This is a genomic window from Haloplanus sp. HW8-1 (genome assembly GCF_023703795.1).
Classification (GTDB): Archaea; Halobacteriota; Halobacteria; order Halobacteriales; family Haloferacaceae; genus Haloplanus; species Haloplanus pelagicus.
Window position 1 is genome coordinate 144,829 of sequence record NZ_CP098520.1, and the last position, 16,382, is coordinate 161,210.

Sequence of the window (16,382 nt, forward strand, 5' to 3'; positions counted from 1 at the left end):
GGTATTAGCGGAACGTTCTCAGAACATGAAATCAGTAGAATGTTATTTATCTCTGGTTGATAGACTTGGTCTATAATGGTAGAACAGAACCGACAAAGAGGAGGTGAGGAAGGGAAGAAGTCGAACCAGGCCGAATCCGTCGAGACTGGTTCTGTTTCGTGGCGCGATACCTTCGTATCCGAAGAGGCCACACAGGAGAGAGCCGGCACAGCAGACGCTTCCCACGGGCTCGGAGAGTCAAAAACCACGCGAGAACTGCGAGCGCGGACGAAAGCACTGGAAGCACTCACACGGGCGAGTGACCTCTTCGTCGGTCTGTCCGCCCCTGTTGACGAGAGTGTCCGCACGCTCGTCACCGAACTTCCACAGTGGTTCCAGCATCCTGAAACGATTGAGGTCAGAATGCGAGTCGGCAATGACCTGTTCGAAACCGACGGCTTCCAGCGGACTGGTGATCCTCAGACGGCGGAGGCCCGAACACGCACTGGCACGGCTGTCTCGATGACGGTCGTGTGCGCGGATCAGCGACCCGACACCGGAGAGCGGGAATGGCTCCCAACAGAACGAGAACTCGTTGAGACGCTCGTTTCACTCGTTAAAGAAGGAATCGATCGATGGGAAATAGACAGTCTGAAGCGCGTGTCCGATGGTATTGCTGTACTCGACAGCAACCTCAACTACGTATACGTGAACCAGCAGGCTGCACGGCTTCTCGGTCAAGACAGCGAGGAACTGCGTGGCGAATACGTCTGGGACATTTTTCCTGAAGCGGCAGACACCATCGCCGAAGAGAAAATCCAGACGACTCTCGACACGCAGTCGCCGACGTCCTTCGAGCGATATAACGCCGACAAAGAGCAGTGGATTGAAGCCACAGTCTACCCGAGCGACGACGGCGTCATTATCGTCTTCTCAGAGATCACCAACAAGAAGGTAGCCGAACGAGAACTGGAACACGTTCTGGAAACGACTCCCGTTGGAATCGTCCTCCTGAACGCCGATAGAAATATTACCCGCGCAAACTCCCGTGCCGAGGAGTTACTCGGCTTATCCAGACGCAAGATAGGTGAAACGGCGTACGACCACCCCGACTGGGATATCTGGGACGAGGTGGGCAATCCGATCCCACGCGAGGACCATCCGATCACGCGTGTCTTCGAAACCGGCGAGACTATTACGGGGTTCACCCACGGAATCACGCTCCCGGACGGCTCCGAACGGTGGCTGTCAAGCAACGTCGCCCCGATCAAAACTGAAGACGGATCCATTGAACAGATCATCGTTGCGCTGGAAGACATCACCGTTACCAAACGCCTCGAACAGCTCGTCGAGACTTTCCAGCCAGTCAACGAGATTCTCAACAGTGCAACCGCAGACGAGGAGACCAAACAGGCCATTTGTGAGTTGCTGACGGACACGCGGGAATACCAGTACGCACGGGTCAGTGAACACACCCCAGGCACAGCACCAACCGAGTCGGATCTCTTGGAGGGGAGGGGGGCTGTCGCTGCCAACGAGTCTGTTCCCCTCCCGATACAATCGCAAACAGAGGTCGCTCCGGCAGAGGTCGCTGTTGAAACAGGCGATATACAGGTCGTTACGAGGAACCGAACCGACTCACGGTTTGACCGGTGGCGAGCAGACACACTCGACCAGGGGTTCCAGGGCGGAGCTATCGTTCCCCTTCAGCATAGGGGACGCGTCTACGATCTACTCGTCCTGTATACAGACCGTGGAGAGGCGTTCGGGAGCCGCGAGCAGACACTCCTGACGACGCTCGGTGAGCGGATTGGGCAAGTTCTTCACTCACTTAGGACAGAGCGCATTCTCCACGCCGACACAATGGCTACACTCACGTTCGAGAGCACTGACTCGGCGTCGTTTTTCATCTCCGCTTCCGAACAGCTGGATTGTACGATCGAGATTAGGGACACGATTCCGGCTTCGGATGGCATGCTCGTCCACTATGCGTCCGTTCAGGACGCTTCGTTGGATGCTCTGGGTGATATCGCGGAGAACGGAGATTGGGCCGCCCAGGTGCGACAGATCCGTCACACTGAGGACCCGCCAGGTGGAGAGGTCGAAATCAGACTGCACCGACAATCCCTGGCACAGACTCTCGTCACAGAGGGTGCAGTCGTCACGACGGATACGGTAACTGACGGCCGGGCCGAGGTCGTCTGCGAAGTGCCACTCGGTACCGATATTTGTTCGCTCGTGACACGTGTTCAGGAGTCGTTCCCGGAAACGACGTTGGTCTCAAAACGTGAATACACTCCCGCTGCGAAGTCGGATGCACACGCAGTCGGTCGGGTCCTGGGAGACATCTTCGAAACCGAACTCACAGACCGGCAACAACAGGTCCTGCGAGCTGCGATGTACGGTGGGTACTTCCAATCACCGCGACGAAGTACGGCAACCGAGATCGCCGACGCGCTCTCACTGACCCAATCGACCTTCTCCTATCATTTACGAAACGCGCAGCAAACACTTTTTGAGAGACTATTCGACCGATTGCAGTGATAATTATCATCTCCCTGGCTAGTATGCGAAAATCCATGGAGAAGAATACCCGATTGTGCGTTGTGGGGGCATCTGGAACACGTTCTCAGGGGATCTCGACGTTTGGCATCCAATTACACCCTGTGCTTTCTAGGGCCTATTCGAGTCTACGTTCTTCTTCCCCGATCGGGCCAGCGTCAACGAATCCGGCATCAGGAGATTCAACCTATGAGTCCGTGAGGTTAGTGGCACGATGGTGTTTTGAGCATGTCATGGTCAAAGGCTTCTAGTGACAACTTCTCGGGAGTCTCGATGTGTTGTCTTTCGACGGATCGCACGCCAGCCGCACGTTGCGTGGCCAGTCTATGATACGACACCGCTGTACGATCGAACGTCGCTCGCTGGGCTGGAATCAGATATCCGGACAGTCTCGGCGACGTGGTTCGATCACGAAAGCCACGACTCGGTCGAGGGGTTCGTCTGTGCACTCCCCCTGGCCTACTTCCGGTTCAGCGCCCACGACCGATATGAGGGGTCGCCACGCTACCGGATGGACACCCTCTTTCGGGTGTTTGTACTGAAAGAACTCCACGGGTGGGAGCACGAAACAGCACTCGTCAACTACCTCGGGACCCGTCCTGAACTCTGCGAGCAACTCGGTTTCGAGACGATTCCAGACCAGTCGACACTGTGGCGAAGCTGGCACGAGCGGTTTACCATTGACCTCAGGGAGACTGTCGAGACGGCGGCTCGAACGATCCTCATCAAAGCCCAGGATGCGGGTGTTGAGGTTCCGCGTGAACCGACACAAAAGCCCCGATACCACGGGAACGAGTCCGGTGAGTCAGACCCGGATGATCAAACTACGTTGGAGCAGGCAGAGAAGATTACCGACCACGTCAGCCGCATCGTGTTCCCGGCGTTTTCGTTGGACCGTGGGGACGGCTGTGAGATCCACGAGAACGCCTACTTGGGCTTGCAGACCTATCTCGGACTCCGTGAGAGACTGGCTGCGAACGAGGGCGCTCGTAGCTTCACCTACGAGTCGACTCGGGAACGGACACCGCTGGGCCACGCCCATCGCGAGCAGATTCGAGACCTCTCGATTGAACAGGTTCGCGAGATGTACCGGCAGGCCGTCAACAGGCTCCTGAGCGAAGTCGCGGAGACAGAGGAGTTCTTCCGAGCCGGGATCGTCGCAATCGATATCACCGAGGCTGACCCGTTCACCGGCGATAGAACGGGCCACGAAGACGAAATCATCGGCACCAAGGAGAAAACTGACGAGTACGCCTACCAGTGGGCTACCGTCCAGTTAGTCGGGAATGCCGTTCCGATTGTACTGGACGCACGGCCAGTTCGAAAGGGAGAGTCCCGCTTGGAAATCGTCAAGGACCTCTTGGATTCTGCTGAAGAGATGGTACACGTTGATAACGTGTTGATGGATCGGGAGTTCGACAGTCAGCACGTCCTGGAGATGCTCAGCCAGCGTGGCCTGTCGTATGTCGTTCCCAAGCGGATGCAGTCCAGCGAGAAGGCTCAGGCGAAGCGGTTGCTTCAGCGCGACCAAGACCGATACGAGACTGACCGAAAGCTCCACCTCGGGAAGAACGAATGGCACGAAACGACGCTGATCTACCGCCGGAAAGAAGACTCCGAGCAGGACGACCATCGGCAGTACTCGGTGTTTATGACGAATTGCGGGAGCGGGCATCTCACGGAGTACGGTTACCGGTGGGAGATTGAGAGCGGCTACAGATCGATAAAGCGGTTCATGGCGGCGACGACATCGAAAGATTTCGGGCTACGGTTCTTCTACTTCGCATTCGCCTGTCTGTTATACTCGATCTGGCGAGCTGTCGATCTGCTCGTGCAGGTTGAGTTGACTGGTGAGTACGAACATTCGCCGATCGTAACAGCCGACAACACGCTGACGCTGCTGAAGAAGGAGACTGGAATTGGGTAGAGAGACACTCTGTTTAGGTTAGCGCGCCGTCTGAGTGGCTACACTGTTGGAAGTCGCGAAAATTCGTCCATACGATTGGAAGTATGACAGGAATGACCGCTTGGGGAGTGATTTGAGGTGGTCTGCGTTGACTGACCCGGCCAAATTCACGCATCACAGCCCCGCTGAACCCGGTATAGTCTCAACTTCCCGATTGTGCGCAATTTGTATAGCGACATAGAGTTTATAAACTCCCGTAATGCTCGAATTCCTTTTCTCAAGGGCCTCTACCCCCAGAATCTTGGATCTATGCCATAATTCAATTTGGTTATGATTACACGAATAATCACGACCACTTTGAAGTACCCCGCCGCCGTCGGTGAAGCACGAATGCTACAATCGGCTCAGAAAGACTCCCCGGGGGTAGAGCCGCCAATAACGGGGTTCGATATTTCTCTGGGTCGCCTCAGCCGAGTCCGTGGAGATGGCGAGGGCTGTTTTCGTGATAGACCAGATGCCTGTGACCTATATTGCGACAAAGTACGAACGGTGTTCTATGCCTGGAGGTGAATCGAGCTCCGAGGACCCGATAAAACGCCAACCCACTGGTGAAGACCGGATACGGATGGTTGCCCGGCAGGTATCAGAGCCGCGGACAGCGAACTGGATCGCCTCCGAGGCGGACTGGTCACACGGGCCGACCAAGCGCGTCCTCGAACGGCTCGTCGACGGCGGTATCCTCTACCGTAACGATACCGGGGCCCACACGACATACTTCCCCGATTATCGTCGTCAAGCGATTACGGAGGCCATACGCCTTCGGGATAGCGACCACACCGCCGAAGGCCTCACCGAACGGCTCACCGATCTGAAAGCACAAATCAGTGACTGGGAAGACGAATTCGATGTCGAATCACCGAATCAGCTTCGCGGGACGCTTGTCGACGAAACGCTTGAAGCCGATGAGGAAGACCGACGGCGTGAAATCGCCCGTGAATGGGAACACCTTCAGCGCCGTATCGAGATCGTCGGATTCGCCGTTCGTGAGTGGGACTTCCTCGCCCCCACAACAGACCGGTGAGGTTCGATCCATATAGGGTACTTATGTCGAAGCCGCACTACGTATAATCAATATAAATCAGTGGTCCGTCTTACGGTGACTATGCCGTGTCACGAACGCGTCTCTAACTTGGAGGCAAGTTACACAGATTTCTGACTCGGTGATTTCTGTACCAACGTGTTCACACATTGGGGAACAACTAACATCCCGGCCCACGTAGACCCGCGTATGAGCCAAGAATCGCTCGATGATACGATCAAATTCCGTGCTGGCCCGCTCAAAGAGGCGGCTACTGAGCTGGACTCGGTCCATCTGGGGGGAATCAACGTTAGTGAACTCGCACGCGAGGGACTCACCCAGATGCTTCGCCGAGCGATGACGGACGACGATAAGATCGCGATTTATGAACGCTATTCGGCTGGTGAGCTCTCCGAAGACGCTGCCCGCGTGCTACTCGGTGATGAGTTTGATCTGCTCCAGGAAGACATCGATGCCTTCCGTGAGGCTACCGACGACGACACCAGTGACTATCTCGTCTAAATGGCTAGCGCCGACACACGGTATCCGATCCTCGTCGATACGGACACGCTGATCGCCGTTGCGAATAGCTCCTTGTGGACGCAAATAACGAAACACGTCGGTCTCACGACGACGAACGTCTGCAAACAGGAACTACAGCGGCACGTTGAGAACACGCGCGAGACCGCACCAGAGGGAAGTCGTCCATACCGGCTTCATTACGGGAGCCGTACCGCGCTCGATGCGCTCGAAGATGACGAGAAACCGCTTACCCAAGTGACGAGCGTCCCCCGGCCCCACGGAGCGGACGCCGGCGAGGAATCGCTCCGACAGGAAGTGGTACAGAATCCCGAGGCTATCGACTACGTCATTTTGATGGACGCAGCGGGCCGGCGTTCGATTCGCCGCGCTGTCGACGACCAAGCCGAAGATATCCGTGTTGTGACACCGCCGTTTCTGTTCTATATCCTCTACGACAACGAGCTCATTTCGCGGCGTGAGTTCTGCGAAGCGTGCGGCGAGCTGTTAGAACGTGAGGGCTGGACCGGATACAACGCCGTGAAGGCTGCGTGGGAGGGGATTCCGATTGACTGCAATGATATTCTGGATGACCACTTGCTCCCGTGACGAAACCTATGAATCAGAACACCTCATCGACACGCGATGGTTCGACACCGCTCGCGAGTTCCTTCGAGCGCTATCTGCAGGACAAAGGGAAAGGCCGTGGCGGCGACGGCGGGAACTACCGACGAAACGCTGGACGGGAACTCGAGCGGTTCGCCGAGTGGGCCGCCGGCGACTGCGGCGCCGACGACTGGACCGGGGTCGTCCCCGACGACGTCGACCGCGACCCCACCTTCGAGGACCTCGACGAACGCGTCTTCCGCGAGTACGCCCGGCATCTCGCTGGTGACCGTGGCCTCAAGCAGAACACGGTCCAAACCTATTATCGCTATATCTCTGCGTGGTGTGGCTGGTGTGTCAACGAGGGATATCTCGAGGCGCATTACGCGCAGCGGGCGAGTGCGATGGCGCCGCTGCCGGAGGACGACGGCCGCAAGCCTGGAGATCAGCAGGCCTGGACGTCCGAACAGCGCCACGCTCTCACCCGCCACGTCGACGAACGAGCCCGCGACGCCGTCGAGGCGTACACGACACTTCCGGAGGATACTGCCCCCCTCGACAAGCAGCGAGCGCGCTACGCAGCACTGAAGGCGGCTCGTGACCGGGCACTGGTGTTCGTCCTCGCGTATACCGCCGTCCGCGTCGGCGAACTCGTCCGGGACCCGAATGATCCGCGCCGACGCGGTGTTCGCTGGGAGGACCTCTCCCTCGACGACGGGAGTATGGATGTCTACCGGAAGAAACAGCAGTGGGACGCCGCCAGTCTTCCCGACCCGGTGATCTCGCCGCTCCGGAGCTATCGCCAGCTGATGGACCCACCAACGGAGCGCTGGCCGGTGTTTCCGACGTTCGACCAACGGACGCTCGCAGAGCTCGTCCAGGATGAGCTCGCCGACCGAGGGGAACCCCCAGAAGCAATTACTGAGCTCCGAGAAGAATACGCTCGCGACCTCCTGCTGGCTCTCGATGAGGACATTCGGCCGCCGTCAATCACGACGGACGGCGCACGGTCGATTCTCCAACGACTCTCGGAGGCCGCAGAGATCGACATCGACCATCCGAAACACGACTATCTTGCTCCGCACGGCGGTCGACGTGGGATGGGTGAGGTGCTTGTCCGGGCGTTCGGGTACACGGTGGCGGCTAGGTATCTCGATAACTCCGAAGAGATGGTTCGAGAGCGGTATTCACATATTGAGGCCGGAGAACTTGGAGATGTGGCGACAGAAGCACTCGACGAAATCGAACCACGCTCACGGGGCTGAACGACCGCAGTCAGCCATCAGTCTTTGCTCGTCGAGACCCCTCGTAGAGGGCTGGGAGGCCGAGCGGAAGGGCCAGTATGCCGAACCCGATTAGTGCATACTTGGTTCCGCGTGTTCGCTGTAGTATCAGAATCGTGGCGACAGCGCCGAGAAGAGCAATTAGGAACGCTGCGTTACTCCAAATGGCGTCGTAGGTCGAACAGTACAGCCAGCAAACGAACGTGTAGGCCGGGGCGTTCCAGGTCGGAGGATGGAGTTTCGGCCAGAAGAACCGGCAGTACGTGGTCAAGCCCAGCATCGCCAGGGTCGGCAACCCGACGAGCCATACCGCGGCCCCACGGCTCCCGTCGCCGTATCGCCGGTATCCGGCGAGGAAGAGTGCGGGGAAGCAGAAAACCCACAGCCAGATGCCGATAGTGTAGGTCACCGGCCAGTGTTCGATTCTCGGCTGCTGAAGCGGGAGTCTCAGCGATGGAGGAAGCGTGGCCCAGGGGAACGATGGGTCCGGGACGGGATTGGTGAACAGAGCGACGAGACAGAGAACTGTCCCAAGTACCAATCCATAGAGGCCAGCAGTCGTGTACTGCCCTATTCGAACCGGAAGTGATGGTGCTGTGTCTCCCGTGGTGGCCATGGTTTTCGAGTTATGAGTCTCGTTCGAGTGCCTCTTTCCGTTGTTCGTACTCGTCGTCCGTGAGATCACCACGGGCGTAGGCGAGCCGGAGCTCCTCGAGGGCTTGATCAGTCCCGCTATTAGAGGTGGTCACTGCGCGATAGATGAGGTACCCTGCGCCGACGATGGCAGCGATGAACAGCAACTGCATCAGTAGTCCGACGAGGACCATCCATCCGGGGACTGTTCCGTCACCCCACATATGACCACCCCACATTCCACCCATCATCGGGCCGAATCCCATCATCCCAAATCCCATGAAGAGGACGGGGAGAATGAGCAGGGCACCAAGGACGACGAGGACGATCGTGACGAGTTGGTTATCGGTTGAAGTAGTTGGCATAATTATTCCCTGAGAGTGGTCTCGGTTGAATATAGGGTCTCCTACTTGATGCTCGTTTCTCTTTATAAACCAAGGCTCAGGGGTGCTGATACTTTTGAGATATTGGATCTATTCTACGGATTCCCACTGAAGGAGAGGGTCAACAGCGGCCGGTCGACGTCGCTGATACGTCAACCGAGTTCTCTACGAAACTCTTTCAGTAGCTCTCCGCTAGTAGAGGTATGTCTACGACCGTCGCAACACCTGATGTGGACGAGACGTGTACGTACTGTGGGTCGCGTATTTTCGATCACGACCCTATCTGTGTTCGCGACTGTGACGACGACTGTGGATCGCCCGAGTACTTCTGTAATTATGCCTGTCTCTCGACGTATATCGATGAGAACGATCTGACAACGGGGAATGCGTGTGCGTGGTCACCCAACGACGGTGATTGCTGTTAATCAGGTTTCTTGCTGTGCTCTCGGTCGGCGCAGGGATATTTCACACTCCGCCGAGTAGGTAGAGGGAGTAACCTGATGTGAGGTCTCACGATGGATTCTGATTCCCCTCCAAACCACTCGTCTGCCACGCACGAGCACCACGACCACAGCACCGATTCTGGTGAACACGACCATCACCAGGGGGGCCACGGTGGGATGCACGAAGGCCACGAGCAGATGTTTCGACGTCGGTTCTTCGTCTCCACGCTCCTCTCGATTCCTGTCCTGCTCTACAGCCCGACTCTCCAGGAATGGCTGGGCTTCACCGTCCCGACGTTTCCCGGCAGCGAGTGGATTAACCCCGTCTTCGCGGTAATCGTCTTCGCATACGGTGGGATTCCGTTCCTCCAGATGGCGGTGCCGGAGCTGAAAGACCGGGCGCCGGGGATGATGACGCTGATCTCGATGGCGATCAGCGTCGCGTTCGTCTACAGTCTCGCGACCGTGGTCTTCCCGACGCAGTCGGCGTTCTTCTGGGAGCTCGTCACGTTGATCGACATCATGCTGCTCGGCCACTGGATCGAGATGCGGTCGGTGCGGCGGGCTTCGAGCGCCGTCGACGAGTTGGCGAAACTGATGCCGGACACGGCGGAACGACTCACCGATGACGGCGAGACCGAAGAGGTCCCTGTCAGTGAACTCTCCGAGGGCGACCTCGTGCTCGTCCGGCCGGGCGCGAGCGTGCCCGCCGACGGCGTCGTCGAGGAGGGCGATTCGGACGTCAACGAGTCGATGATCACGGGTGAGTCCAAGCCCGTCTCGAAGGAGCCTGGCGACGAGGTCATCGGCGGCACAATCAACGGCGACGGCAGTCTCCGCGTCCGTGTTGGCGCAACGGGCGAGGAGACGACGCTCGCGGGCATCATGCGGCTCGTCGAGGAAGCCCAGCAGAGCAAATCGAAGACCCAGGTGCTGGCCGACCGCGCGGCCGGCTGGCTGTTCTACGTCGCGCTCGGGGCGGCAGTCGTGACCGCAATCGCGTGGACGGTCGCGGTCTCGTTCGACGCGACGGTCATCGAGCGGGTCGTCACGGTGCTCGTCATCGCCTGCCCACACGCCCTCGGGCTCGCCATCCCCCTCGTCGTCGCGATCAACACTTCCCTGGCGGCACGGAACGGGATGCTCGTCCGCGACCGCATCGCGATGGAGGACGCACGGAAGCTGGACGCCATCATCTTCGACAAGACGGGGACGCTCACCGAAGGCGAGCACGGCGTCGTGGATATGGCGACCGTCGAGGGCGTCGACGAGGACGACGCGCTCGCACTGGCGGCAGCTGTCGAGAGCGACTCCGAACACATGATTGCGCGAGCCATCCGCGAGGCAGCTGCCGAGCGCGATCTCAGCGCCCCTGATGCGTCCAGCTTCGAGGCAATCAAAGGGCGAGGAGTCCGGGCGAACGTCGATGGAAGCGAGGTGTACGTCGGCGGGCCGAACCTGCTCTCCCAGCTCGATAGCGAGGTTCCGGGTCACCTCCAGCGGTTCGCTGACGATGCAGGAGAGAACGCACAGACGGTGGTGTATCTCGTTCGTGACGGAGCGTTGATCGCCGCGTTCGCGATGGCCGACGTGATCCGCGAGGAGAGTTTCCGCGTCGTCGACGCCCTCCACGATCTGGGGATCGAGGTGGCGATGCTGACTGGGGACTCTCAGGACGTCGCCGACGCCGTCGCAGACGAACTCGGCATCGATACTGTGTTCGCAGAGGTTCTCCCCGAAGACAAAGACGAGAAAGTCCAGGAGCTCCAAGACCAGGGGAAGCTGGTGGGGATGGTCGGCGACGGCGTGAACGATGCGCCGGCGCTGACGCGAGCCGACGTCGGCATCGCGATCGGGAGCGGCACCGACGTCGCGGTCCAGTCGGCCGACGTCATCCTCGTCCAGAACAACCCAATGGACGTCGTTCGGCTGGTGAAGCTCAGTAAGGCGAGCTATCGGAAGATGCAGGAGAACATCGTCTGGGCCGCCGGCTACAACGTGTTCGCGATTCCGCTCGCAGCAGGCGTCTTAGCACCGATCGGGATTCTGCTGTCTCCCGCCGTGGGCGCCCTCCTGATGTCGCTGAGTACGGTGATCGTCGCGGTCAACGCACAGCTGCTTCGGCGCGTGGACCTGTCCATTCCCGAGCTTCCGAGCGGGACACCCTCGACGGAGGCACAGTAATCGTATAGACCTGAAATTTCCAGCAGCGAGGTAGACACCATAGAGTGTGTCCTATGATCCGGACTGGTGTCTCCGCCTATGGAGACGCTCTGACTCGGTCAGTTGGATTGGTTCTCTTCAACTGCTTCACGGACGATCTCGTCCATCTCATCGCGGACAATTTGGCGGATGTCCTCCTCCGAAAATCCACTATCATGTCGTTCAACGGCGAGCTGACCACTCAACGTGCGCAGTGCTAATTCAAGAGCTTCGATCTGATCGCTGAATTCAGATAACGTCCCGTGGATTGCGTCTGACCCGAATTGGGCATTATCACCAACCTCGATGTCAGCACCACGCTCGTCTAGTATCCGTTTTGCAGGCCTGTCACCAACGATCTCTTCTTCGGGAAGGTCCGGTGTCACGGATACCGGATGCATCATTCCTGTCAGCTGGATCTCGGAAACTGAGTCTAGATTATCTACCAGGTGCTGCGCCATCTTCTCCTGCTGCTCCTGTTCACCGTGAATAAGGTACACCTGGGACGGTGAAACTTGGCGAGCGAATTGAAGCAACGTGTTTCGGGCTGCGTGGGCTGAGAGCCCATGATATCGACTTATCCAGCTTACAGGTACCTTCACACGGGTTCCATCGCCCTCATCTGGTATCCCTCCGTTAAGTCCGTTCGAGGGAAGAGTGACACCAACTCTCTCGAGATCTTCCTCTATAGCATCCTCCAATTGACGACCAGGTGTCCCCTCGGCTTGATATCCACAGAGAATTACGCGTGCATCATCGTATCGCTGGCAGAATTCGAGTAAGTAGGTCGGTGAAAATCCACCCGAGAGCATTCCAGATGGAGCAATAATGATCGGTGTCTCATCAGCTTCGAGCAATTCCTCGCGAGACATCGGCATTCGTCTAGCAGCCGACGCCTGATCGAAGAGGAACGGTTGTTGGTCACCCGAATTCACTATGTAATTCCGGATCGATTCGGCTGCGAACTCGGCTCTACAGTGCTCGTTATACGTGTCTGTAGCGCTTTGCGCCATCCCATCGTAGACTACGTTGAGCTGCTTTCGGTCCTCTTCCGGAAGCGTGTGAATCCGGTTTTTGAACATATAGAGCAACTCTTGGGATCGCCCGACCCCGAAGCAGGGGATGAGGACTGGCTTCCCATCGGTAGCTGCGTCGACAGCCTCGTTGTAGATGTCCGTTCGGGTGTCAGTGGCACTGGTGTGCGAATGGGTGTCTCCGTATGTCGATTCAAGAAAGAGGGCGTCTGCCTGCGGAGGCTCATCGATTTCGGGAAGATGATTCGACCGGCCGCCAACATCTCCCGAGAAGACTACCCGTGAGCCGTCTACTGTTAGTGCTAACCAGGCACTACCCAGTAGGTGGGCCGCATTTCCAAATTCGAAATGGAGCGTTTCGGTATCCTCAATATGTGCGACGTGATCACTGAGGTCTGCCGCCTGGTATCCGCAGGGACGGAATCGGTCGATGACTTTCCTCAGATCGGTTTCCGAGTATTGTTGTTCTCTCCCTGGTTTTTGCGTCGCTCGTCGGTGAAGCTTCAGTGAATCTCGGAGTAATGTGTCTGCAAGCGCAGCTGTTGGCCTCGTTGTAATCACTGGTGCCTGATCAGAGAGGAAGTCGTGACTCTCCAACAGGGGGAGCGAGCCGACGTGGTCGATATGAGCATGGGTGAGAAAAACCGCGTCTATCTGTCCCTCATCGAGTCCCCTTAGATCAGGGAATAATCCCCCGTCACCTTGATTCAGTCCGACGTCGACGAGATACGTTCCATTACGCGTCTCAACCTGATAGCAACTCCGGCCGATCTCCTTTGCTCCCCCACGAGGGATAACCACGAACGGGGATTCGCTGTCAACCGAAATATCGAGATCAATCCCCCCACCGACTCGTGGGATGTATTCATTTTGCGACCCCTCGTCATCAGATTCTTGAACTGCTTCACTCATCGTGACAGTACTTCGTTTGCGTAAAATCGCTCACTCGTCTCAGTGCGTCCCTGTAGCTGAATGAACTCGAGGAGATCAGTCTCTGCGAGCTGTGGGAAAAATCGTTCAATTTCGGAGAGTACCGGATCAAGCGGCCGGTGACTCTCAGATGCCGCAGCAACTTGGTCCAGCATCCAGGCGGCAGGAGTTGCATCAAGTTTGTCTACCCGCTCAGCTTCACCCTCTGTGAAGTATTTGTGTCGTCCCGCTGGTTGCTGTGTCTCTCGACTTGACCGAGCCGGTTTAGCCGTTGCTTCAGTGATCTGGATGAGCTGTGGGGGAGATCGCGTTTCACCAGGCATTGCAGTATCGAGGGAATCCCGAACTTCGGTTGCAGAGAGACTCCCCTCACGACGGAAATACCCGAGGGTGATGTCCCCCTGGTCGCCGTACAATTCTGGTGTGGCGACGGTGTCACCTGTTTGTGGGTCGCTGGTAGTATACCGGGGTGCTATCTCGGCCACACAAAGGTCGGTGAATTGTAACCGATCTGGATCGACATGTGGTGAGTCCTCGATTTCATCTAACAGCTCAGAGAGCGAATCAACGAATTCGCGTGGCCGCCAGGCCGCTGCATTTCGTGGCGGCCGCTCTGCAGGATTATCGAAATAGACTGTAGATTGCGGGATGTATGCTCCCTGTGGAATTCGCACGTCTACAGGGTAATCTGGTGTCCTTAGCGACTCGTGTGCCCGGTCACCACTCGTCGATTTCTGGAGAGCAAATCGAATCATGACCGGGAAGACGGTATTTGGTAAGCGTTCTATCACCGTTCGTGGATCTGACTCATCCAAAATAACTGCCCCCCGGCTGCTTGTTTCTACAGAACCTGTCTCGGCTCCACTGTCGCTCATAAATCGGTCAAGGGTCCGAGATAAACTAAATGTCCGCATAGCAAGGTGAAAGTGGTCACACGATTTAGGGTAGCTCACCGGGATTCTCCGAGTTCTTGATGGCTCGCTGAGGGTCTTCCCCTAGAACAGCCCTTGCTTATTCTATATGAATACCTATTTGCTCACATTTAGGAATTCCTATAGTATTTCAATAGTAGCTAAACTGCTTGTACGGATGTCACTATTGTATGGTGAAGATTTTGGTGACGCTCTCCTCGATGCTACTGGGGTCAACGGTGGGCTTTGATGTCGTTAGGAGTGTGACTCGCCATCCGATGCATTAGGCGAACTCGAGTCCTTCCATTCGGAAACCCCTCCATCGTAGAAAGTATCGTCACTCGGGAGATCGCCCTCGATCTGGGGGATAATTAGAGTCTGGTCGATCGACTCTCGAAGGAGTTTCAGCCGCATCGCTTCTTCACGACCGAGAATTGCTTCGACGGTGTCGCCGTCGACACGACCGTCGTAATAGGCCCTGTTCAGGCGCTGGCGGAACTCCTCGTCGTCGGCGAGGGCGGCGAGTTTGTCCTCCAGAGCGTCAATCAGAAGGCGAGTCCGAGAGATCCCGAGGATTTCACCGACGCTATCAGCACGTTCGATGAGGGGCTTCGGGGCGTTGAAATCGACTCGGGTTCTCTCTTCAGTCATCAGGGTAGATGTAGAATCTGCATCTGCATAGTAGCCACGCTGACTAGTCAGTTGCATCTCCGTAAGCTCGATCTTATCACCGTATCAGGTGAACCACGTGAACTCATCGTCATCGTCGTGCTGTTCGAGGAACTGCTTGGCGTCAGCGACGCTCGTCAGTTGAATCGTCCCCCGCCCTTTCTCCTGAAGCGGCGCAGTCGGATCGGTGACGAGATCGTCGATCGCGCCGTCGACGACGTCGCCGTCGAAACCCCCGCACCATCCCTTGATGGTGTCTTTCTGCTTGTGGTGAGACCCCACCACAGGCACCCGTACCATCTTCGCTACCACGGTCAGATGAACAGTTTTCCAGTCGCTCATACCTGTATCAACTCAGTACTTTATCTAGAACGCGCACGCACATATGTGTTTTGCTGAAACAACACTCTTCTATCTTCGGCAAACAGAGATGAGTATCTGATATCCACTTCTGATGTTTCAAACAGACGGTTTTGTATTTCTATACTCCAACATCTGGCTATTTTCCGAAACACTTATACCATCCAGTACACTACAGTACTGTGTAGACAGAGCCCGACTCACGAATACTGTTACACCAGTATTCGTGAGCTCAGATCAAACAACACCCAAGCTCGGATAGATTCACACCGGTAATCCCACCGGCCACCGCTAAACCCACCACCTGTATCAACTCGATGTCCGGGGGTGATGGTGTGTCTATCCGCATCCATATCCACACCCATGGCGACCAACCCAGACGTACAATCCGGGGGCGGATCGTTCGCAGAACAGACCGCGCTAACGGAGCTCCTCGGAAATCATCCGAAAGTGAAGATCCTTGCTGTCCTCCTGAGCGAAGGCCGTGACATCAACGTCAGTCAGATCGCCGAGCAGGCTGGGATGAGTCGCAGCACCGTGTACGACCATATTGAGGATCTTCAGGCGCTGGAGGTTGTAGAACAGACGCGGAAAATCAGTGGGAGCCCGCTTTACCAGATCAACAAGGACAGCGCTGTCGCTGAACAGCTGCACAAGCTTGAGTGGACGCTGATCGATTCCGTTGCCAGTGAGTGAATGGTCGGACGAGTAGCTCAGCGGAGTGTTTCTCCCACACAGTGAGAGCTCTTCTCTTCGGTCCTAACGACCACCCCGTAGAACTGGGTGATTCAGTTCGATAACGGTTCGTTCTCCCGGCGCGCTTTTGCTGTCTTCGTAATAGTAACAGCGCGGAAACCCACCCCTTCAGGGGTTGAAGAAAGCGT

Annotated in this window: 15 protein-coding genes; 9 read left to right on the plus strand and 6 right to left on the minus strand. The window is 57.0% G+C overall.

What is annotated here, in order from left to right; translation table 11 throughout:
• The first annotated feature begins 75 nt into the window (after positions 1-75).
• From NBT82_RS19680 to NBT82_RS19705, 6 genes are all read left to right on the plus strand, one after another.
• Positions 76-2,523: a PAS domain-containing protein gene (locus tag NBT82_RS19680; RefSeq protein ID WP_251331508.1), complete on the plus strand. Its 2,448-nt coding sequence runs from the start codon at positions 76-78 to the stop codon at positions 2,521-2,523.
• A gap of 268 nt (positions 2,524-2,791) precedes the next feature.
• Positions 2,792-4,468 carry a transposase gene (locus NBT82_RS19685; protein ID WP_251331509.1) on the plus strand — a complete coding sequence of 559 codons (1,677 nt, stop codon included), beginning with the start codon at positions 2,792-2,794 and terminating at the stop codon, positions 4,466-4,468.
• Positions 4,469-4,961: 493 nt separating this feature from the next.
• On the plus strand, positions 4,962-5,528 hold the full coding sequence (locus tag NBT82_RS19690; protein WP_251331624.1) for a DUF7342 family protein: 567 nt from the start codon (positions 4,962-4,964) through the stop codon (positions 5,526-5,528).
• A 207-nt stretch (positions 5,529-5,735) separates the two neighbouring features.
• A complete protein-coding gene (locus NBT82_RS19695) occupies positions 5,736-6,047 on the plus strand; it encodes a DUF8065 family protein (RefSeq protein ID WP_251331510.1) in 312 nt (103 codons plus the stop codon).
• Positions 6,048-6,653: a hypothetical protein gene (locus NBT82_RS19700; protein ID WP_251331511.1), complete on the plus strand. Its 606-nt coding sequence runs from the start codon at positions 6,048-6,050 to the stop codon at positions 6,651-6,653.
• An 8-nt stretch (positions 6,654-6,661) separates the two neighbouring features.
• Positions 6,662-7,915 (plus strand): tyrosine-type recombinase/integrase, encoded by a 1,254-nt coding sequence (locus NBT82_RS19705; protein WP_251331512.1) that lies wholly within the window; start codon positions 6,662-6,664, stop codon positions 7,913-7,915.
• Between the two features lie 10 nt (positions 7,916-7,925).
• On the opposite strand, the gene NBT82_RS19710 is transcribed toward NBT82_RS19705, so the two are convergent.
• Together NBT82_RS19710 and NBT82_RS19715 are read right to left on the minus strand one after the other, a co-directional pair.
• Entirely contained in the window at positions 7,926-8,549 is a 624-nt protein-coding gene (locus NBT82_RS19710; protein WP_251331513.1) for a hypothetical protein, read from the minus strand.
• Positions 8,550-8,559: 10 nt separating this feature from the next.
• Complete coding sequence (locus NBT82_RS19715) at positions 8,560-8,931, minus strand: SHOCT domain-containing protein (protein ID WP_251331514.1); 372 nt, start codon at positions 8,929-8,931, stop codon at positions 8,560-8,562.
• A 221-nt stretch (positions 8,932-9,152) separates the two neighbouring features.
• Here NBT82_RS19715 and NBT82_RS19720 point away from each other — a divergent pair, with 221 nt between their 5' ends.
• A complete protein-coding gene (locus tag NBT82_RS19720) occupies positions 9,153-9,374 on the plus strand; it encodes a hypothetical protein (protein ID WP_251331515.1) in 222 nt (73 codons plus the stop codon).
• Between the two features lie 195 nt (positions 9,375-9,569).
• Positions 9,570-11,576, plus strand: coding sequence for a heavy metal translocating P-type ATPase (locus tag NBT82_RS19725; RefSeq protein ID WP_251331625.1), 2,007 nt, complete (start codon positions 9,570-9,572; stop codon positions 11,574-11,576).
• A 98-nt stretch (positions 11,577-11,674) separates the two neighbouring features.
• Here the strand turns inward: NBT82_RS19725 and NBT82_RS19730 are convergent, their stop codons facing one another.
• From NBT82_RS19730 to NBT82_RS19745, 4 genes are all read right to left on the minus strand, one after another.
• Positions 11,675-13,540, minus strand: coding sequence for an MBL fold metallo-hydrolase (locus NBT82_RS19730; protein ID WP_251331516.1), 1,866 nt, complete (start codon positions 13,538-13,540; stop codon positions 11,675-11,677).
• The gene (locus NBT82_RS19735; protein ID WP_251331517.1) at positions 13,537-14,433 is read right to left on the minus strand and encodes a hypothetical protein; all 897 of its coding nucleotides are present in this window, start codon (positions 14,431-14,433) and stop codon (positions 13,537-13,539) included. The genes NBT82_RS19730 and NBT82_RS19735 overlap by 4 nt, the downstream gene beginning before the upstream one ends.
• A 291-nt stretch (positions 14,434-14,724) precedes the next feature.
• Positions 14,725-15,120: a hypothetical protein gene (locus tag NBT82_RS19740; protein ID WP_251331518.1), complete on the minus strand. Its 396-nt coding sequence runs from the start codon at positions 15,118-15,120 to the stop codon at positions 14,725-14,727.
• An 84-nt stretch (positions 15,121-15,204) separates the two neighbouring features.
• A complete protein-coding gene (locus tag NBT82_RS19745) occupies positions 15,205-15,480 on the minus strand; it encodes a hypothetical protein (RefSeq protein WP_251331519.1) in 276 nt (91 codons plus the stop codon).
• 381 nt (positions 15,481-15,861) lie between these two features.
• Between NBT82_RS19745 and NBT82_RS19750 the strand changes: the two genes are divergently transcribed.
• Positions 15,862-16,194: a winged helix-turn-helix domain-containing protein gene (locus NBT82_RS19750; RefSeq protein WP_251331520.1), complete on the plus strand. Its 333-nt coding sequence runs from the start codon at positions 15,862-15,864 to the stop codon at positions 16,192-16,194.
• The last annotated feature ends 188 nt before the right edge of the window (positions 16,195-16,382 follow it).

Bases quoted from the DNA above. Each gene is read 5' to 3' on its own strand.
- NBT82_RS19680 (WP_251331508.1), top strand. From the start codon at position 76: ATGGTAGAACAGAACCGACAAAGAGGAGGTGAGGAAGGGAAGAAGTCG.
- NBT82_RS19690 (WP_251331624.1), top strand. From the start codon at position 4,962: ATGCCTGTGACCTATATTGCGACAAAGTACGAACGGTGTTCTATGCCT.
- NBT82_RS19695 (WP_251331510.1), top strand. From the start codon at position 5,736: ATGAGCCAAGAATCGCTCGATGATACGATCAAATTCCGTGCTGGCCCG.
- NBT82_RS19700 (WP_251331511.1), top strand. From the start codon at position 6,048: ATGGCTAGCGCCGACACACGGTATCCGATCCTCGTCGATACGGACACG.
- NBT82_RS19705 (WP_251331512.1), top strand. From the start codon at position 6,662: ATGAATCAGAACACCTCATCGACACGCGATGGTTCGACACCGCTCGCG.
- NBT82_RS19710 (WP_251331513.1), bottom strand. From the start codon at position 8,549: ATGGCCACCACGGGAGACACAGCACCATCACTTCCGGTTCGAATAGGG.
- NBT82_RS19715 (WP_251331514.1), bottom strand. From the start codon at position 8,931: ATGCCAACTACTTCAACCGATAACCAACTCGTCACGATCGTCCTCGTC.
- NBT82_RS19720 (WP_251331515.1), top strand. From the start codon at position 9,153: ATGTCTACGACCGTCGCAACACCTGATGTGGACGAGACGTGTACGTAC.
- NBT82_RS19725 (WP_251331625.1), top strand. From the start codon at position 9,570: ATGCACGAAGGCCACGAGCAGATGTTTCGACGTCGGTTCTTCGTCTCC.
- NBT82_RS19730 (WP_251331516.1), bottom strand. From the start codon at position 13,540: ATGAGTGAAGCAGTTCAAGAATCTGATGACGAGGGGTCGCAAAATGAA.
- NBT82_RS19735 (WP_251331517.1), bottom strand. From the start codon at position 14,433: ATGAGCGACAGTGGAGCCGAGACAGGTTCTGTAGAAACAAGCAGCCGG.
- NBT82_RS19740 (WP_251331518.1), bottom strand. From the start codon at position 15,120: ATGACTGAAGAGAGAACCCGAGTCGATTTCAACGCCCCGAAGCCCCTC.
- NBT82_RS19745 (WP_251331519.1), bottom strand. From the start codon at position 15,480: ATGAGCGACTGGAAAACTGTTCATCTGACCGTGGTAGCGAAGATGGTA.
- NBT82_RS19750 (WP_251331520.1), top strand. From the start codon at position 15,862: ATGGCGACCAACCCAGACGTACAATCCGGGGGCGGATCGTTCGCAGAA.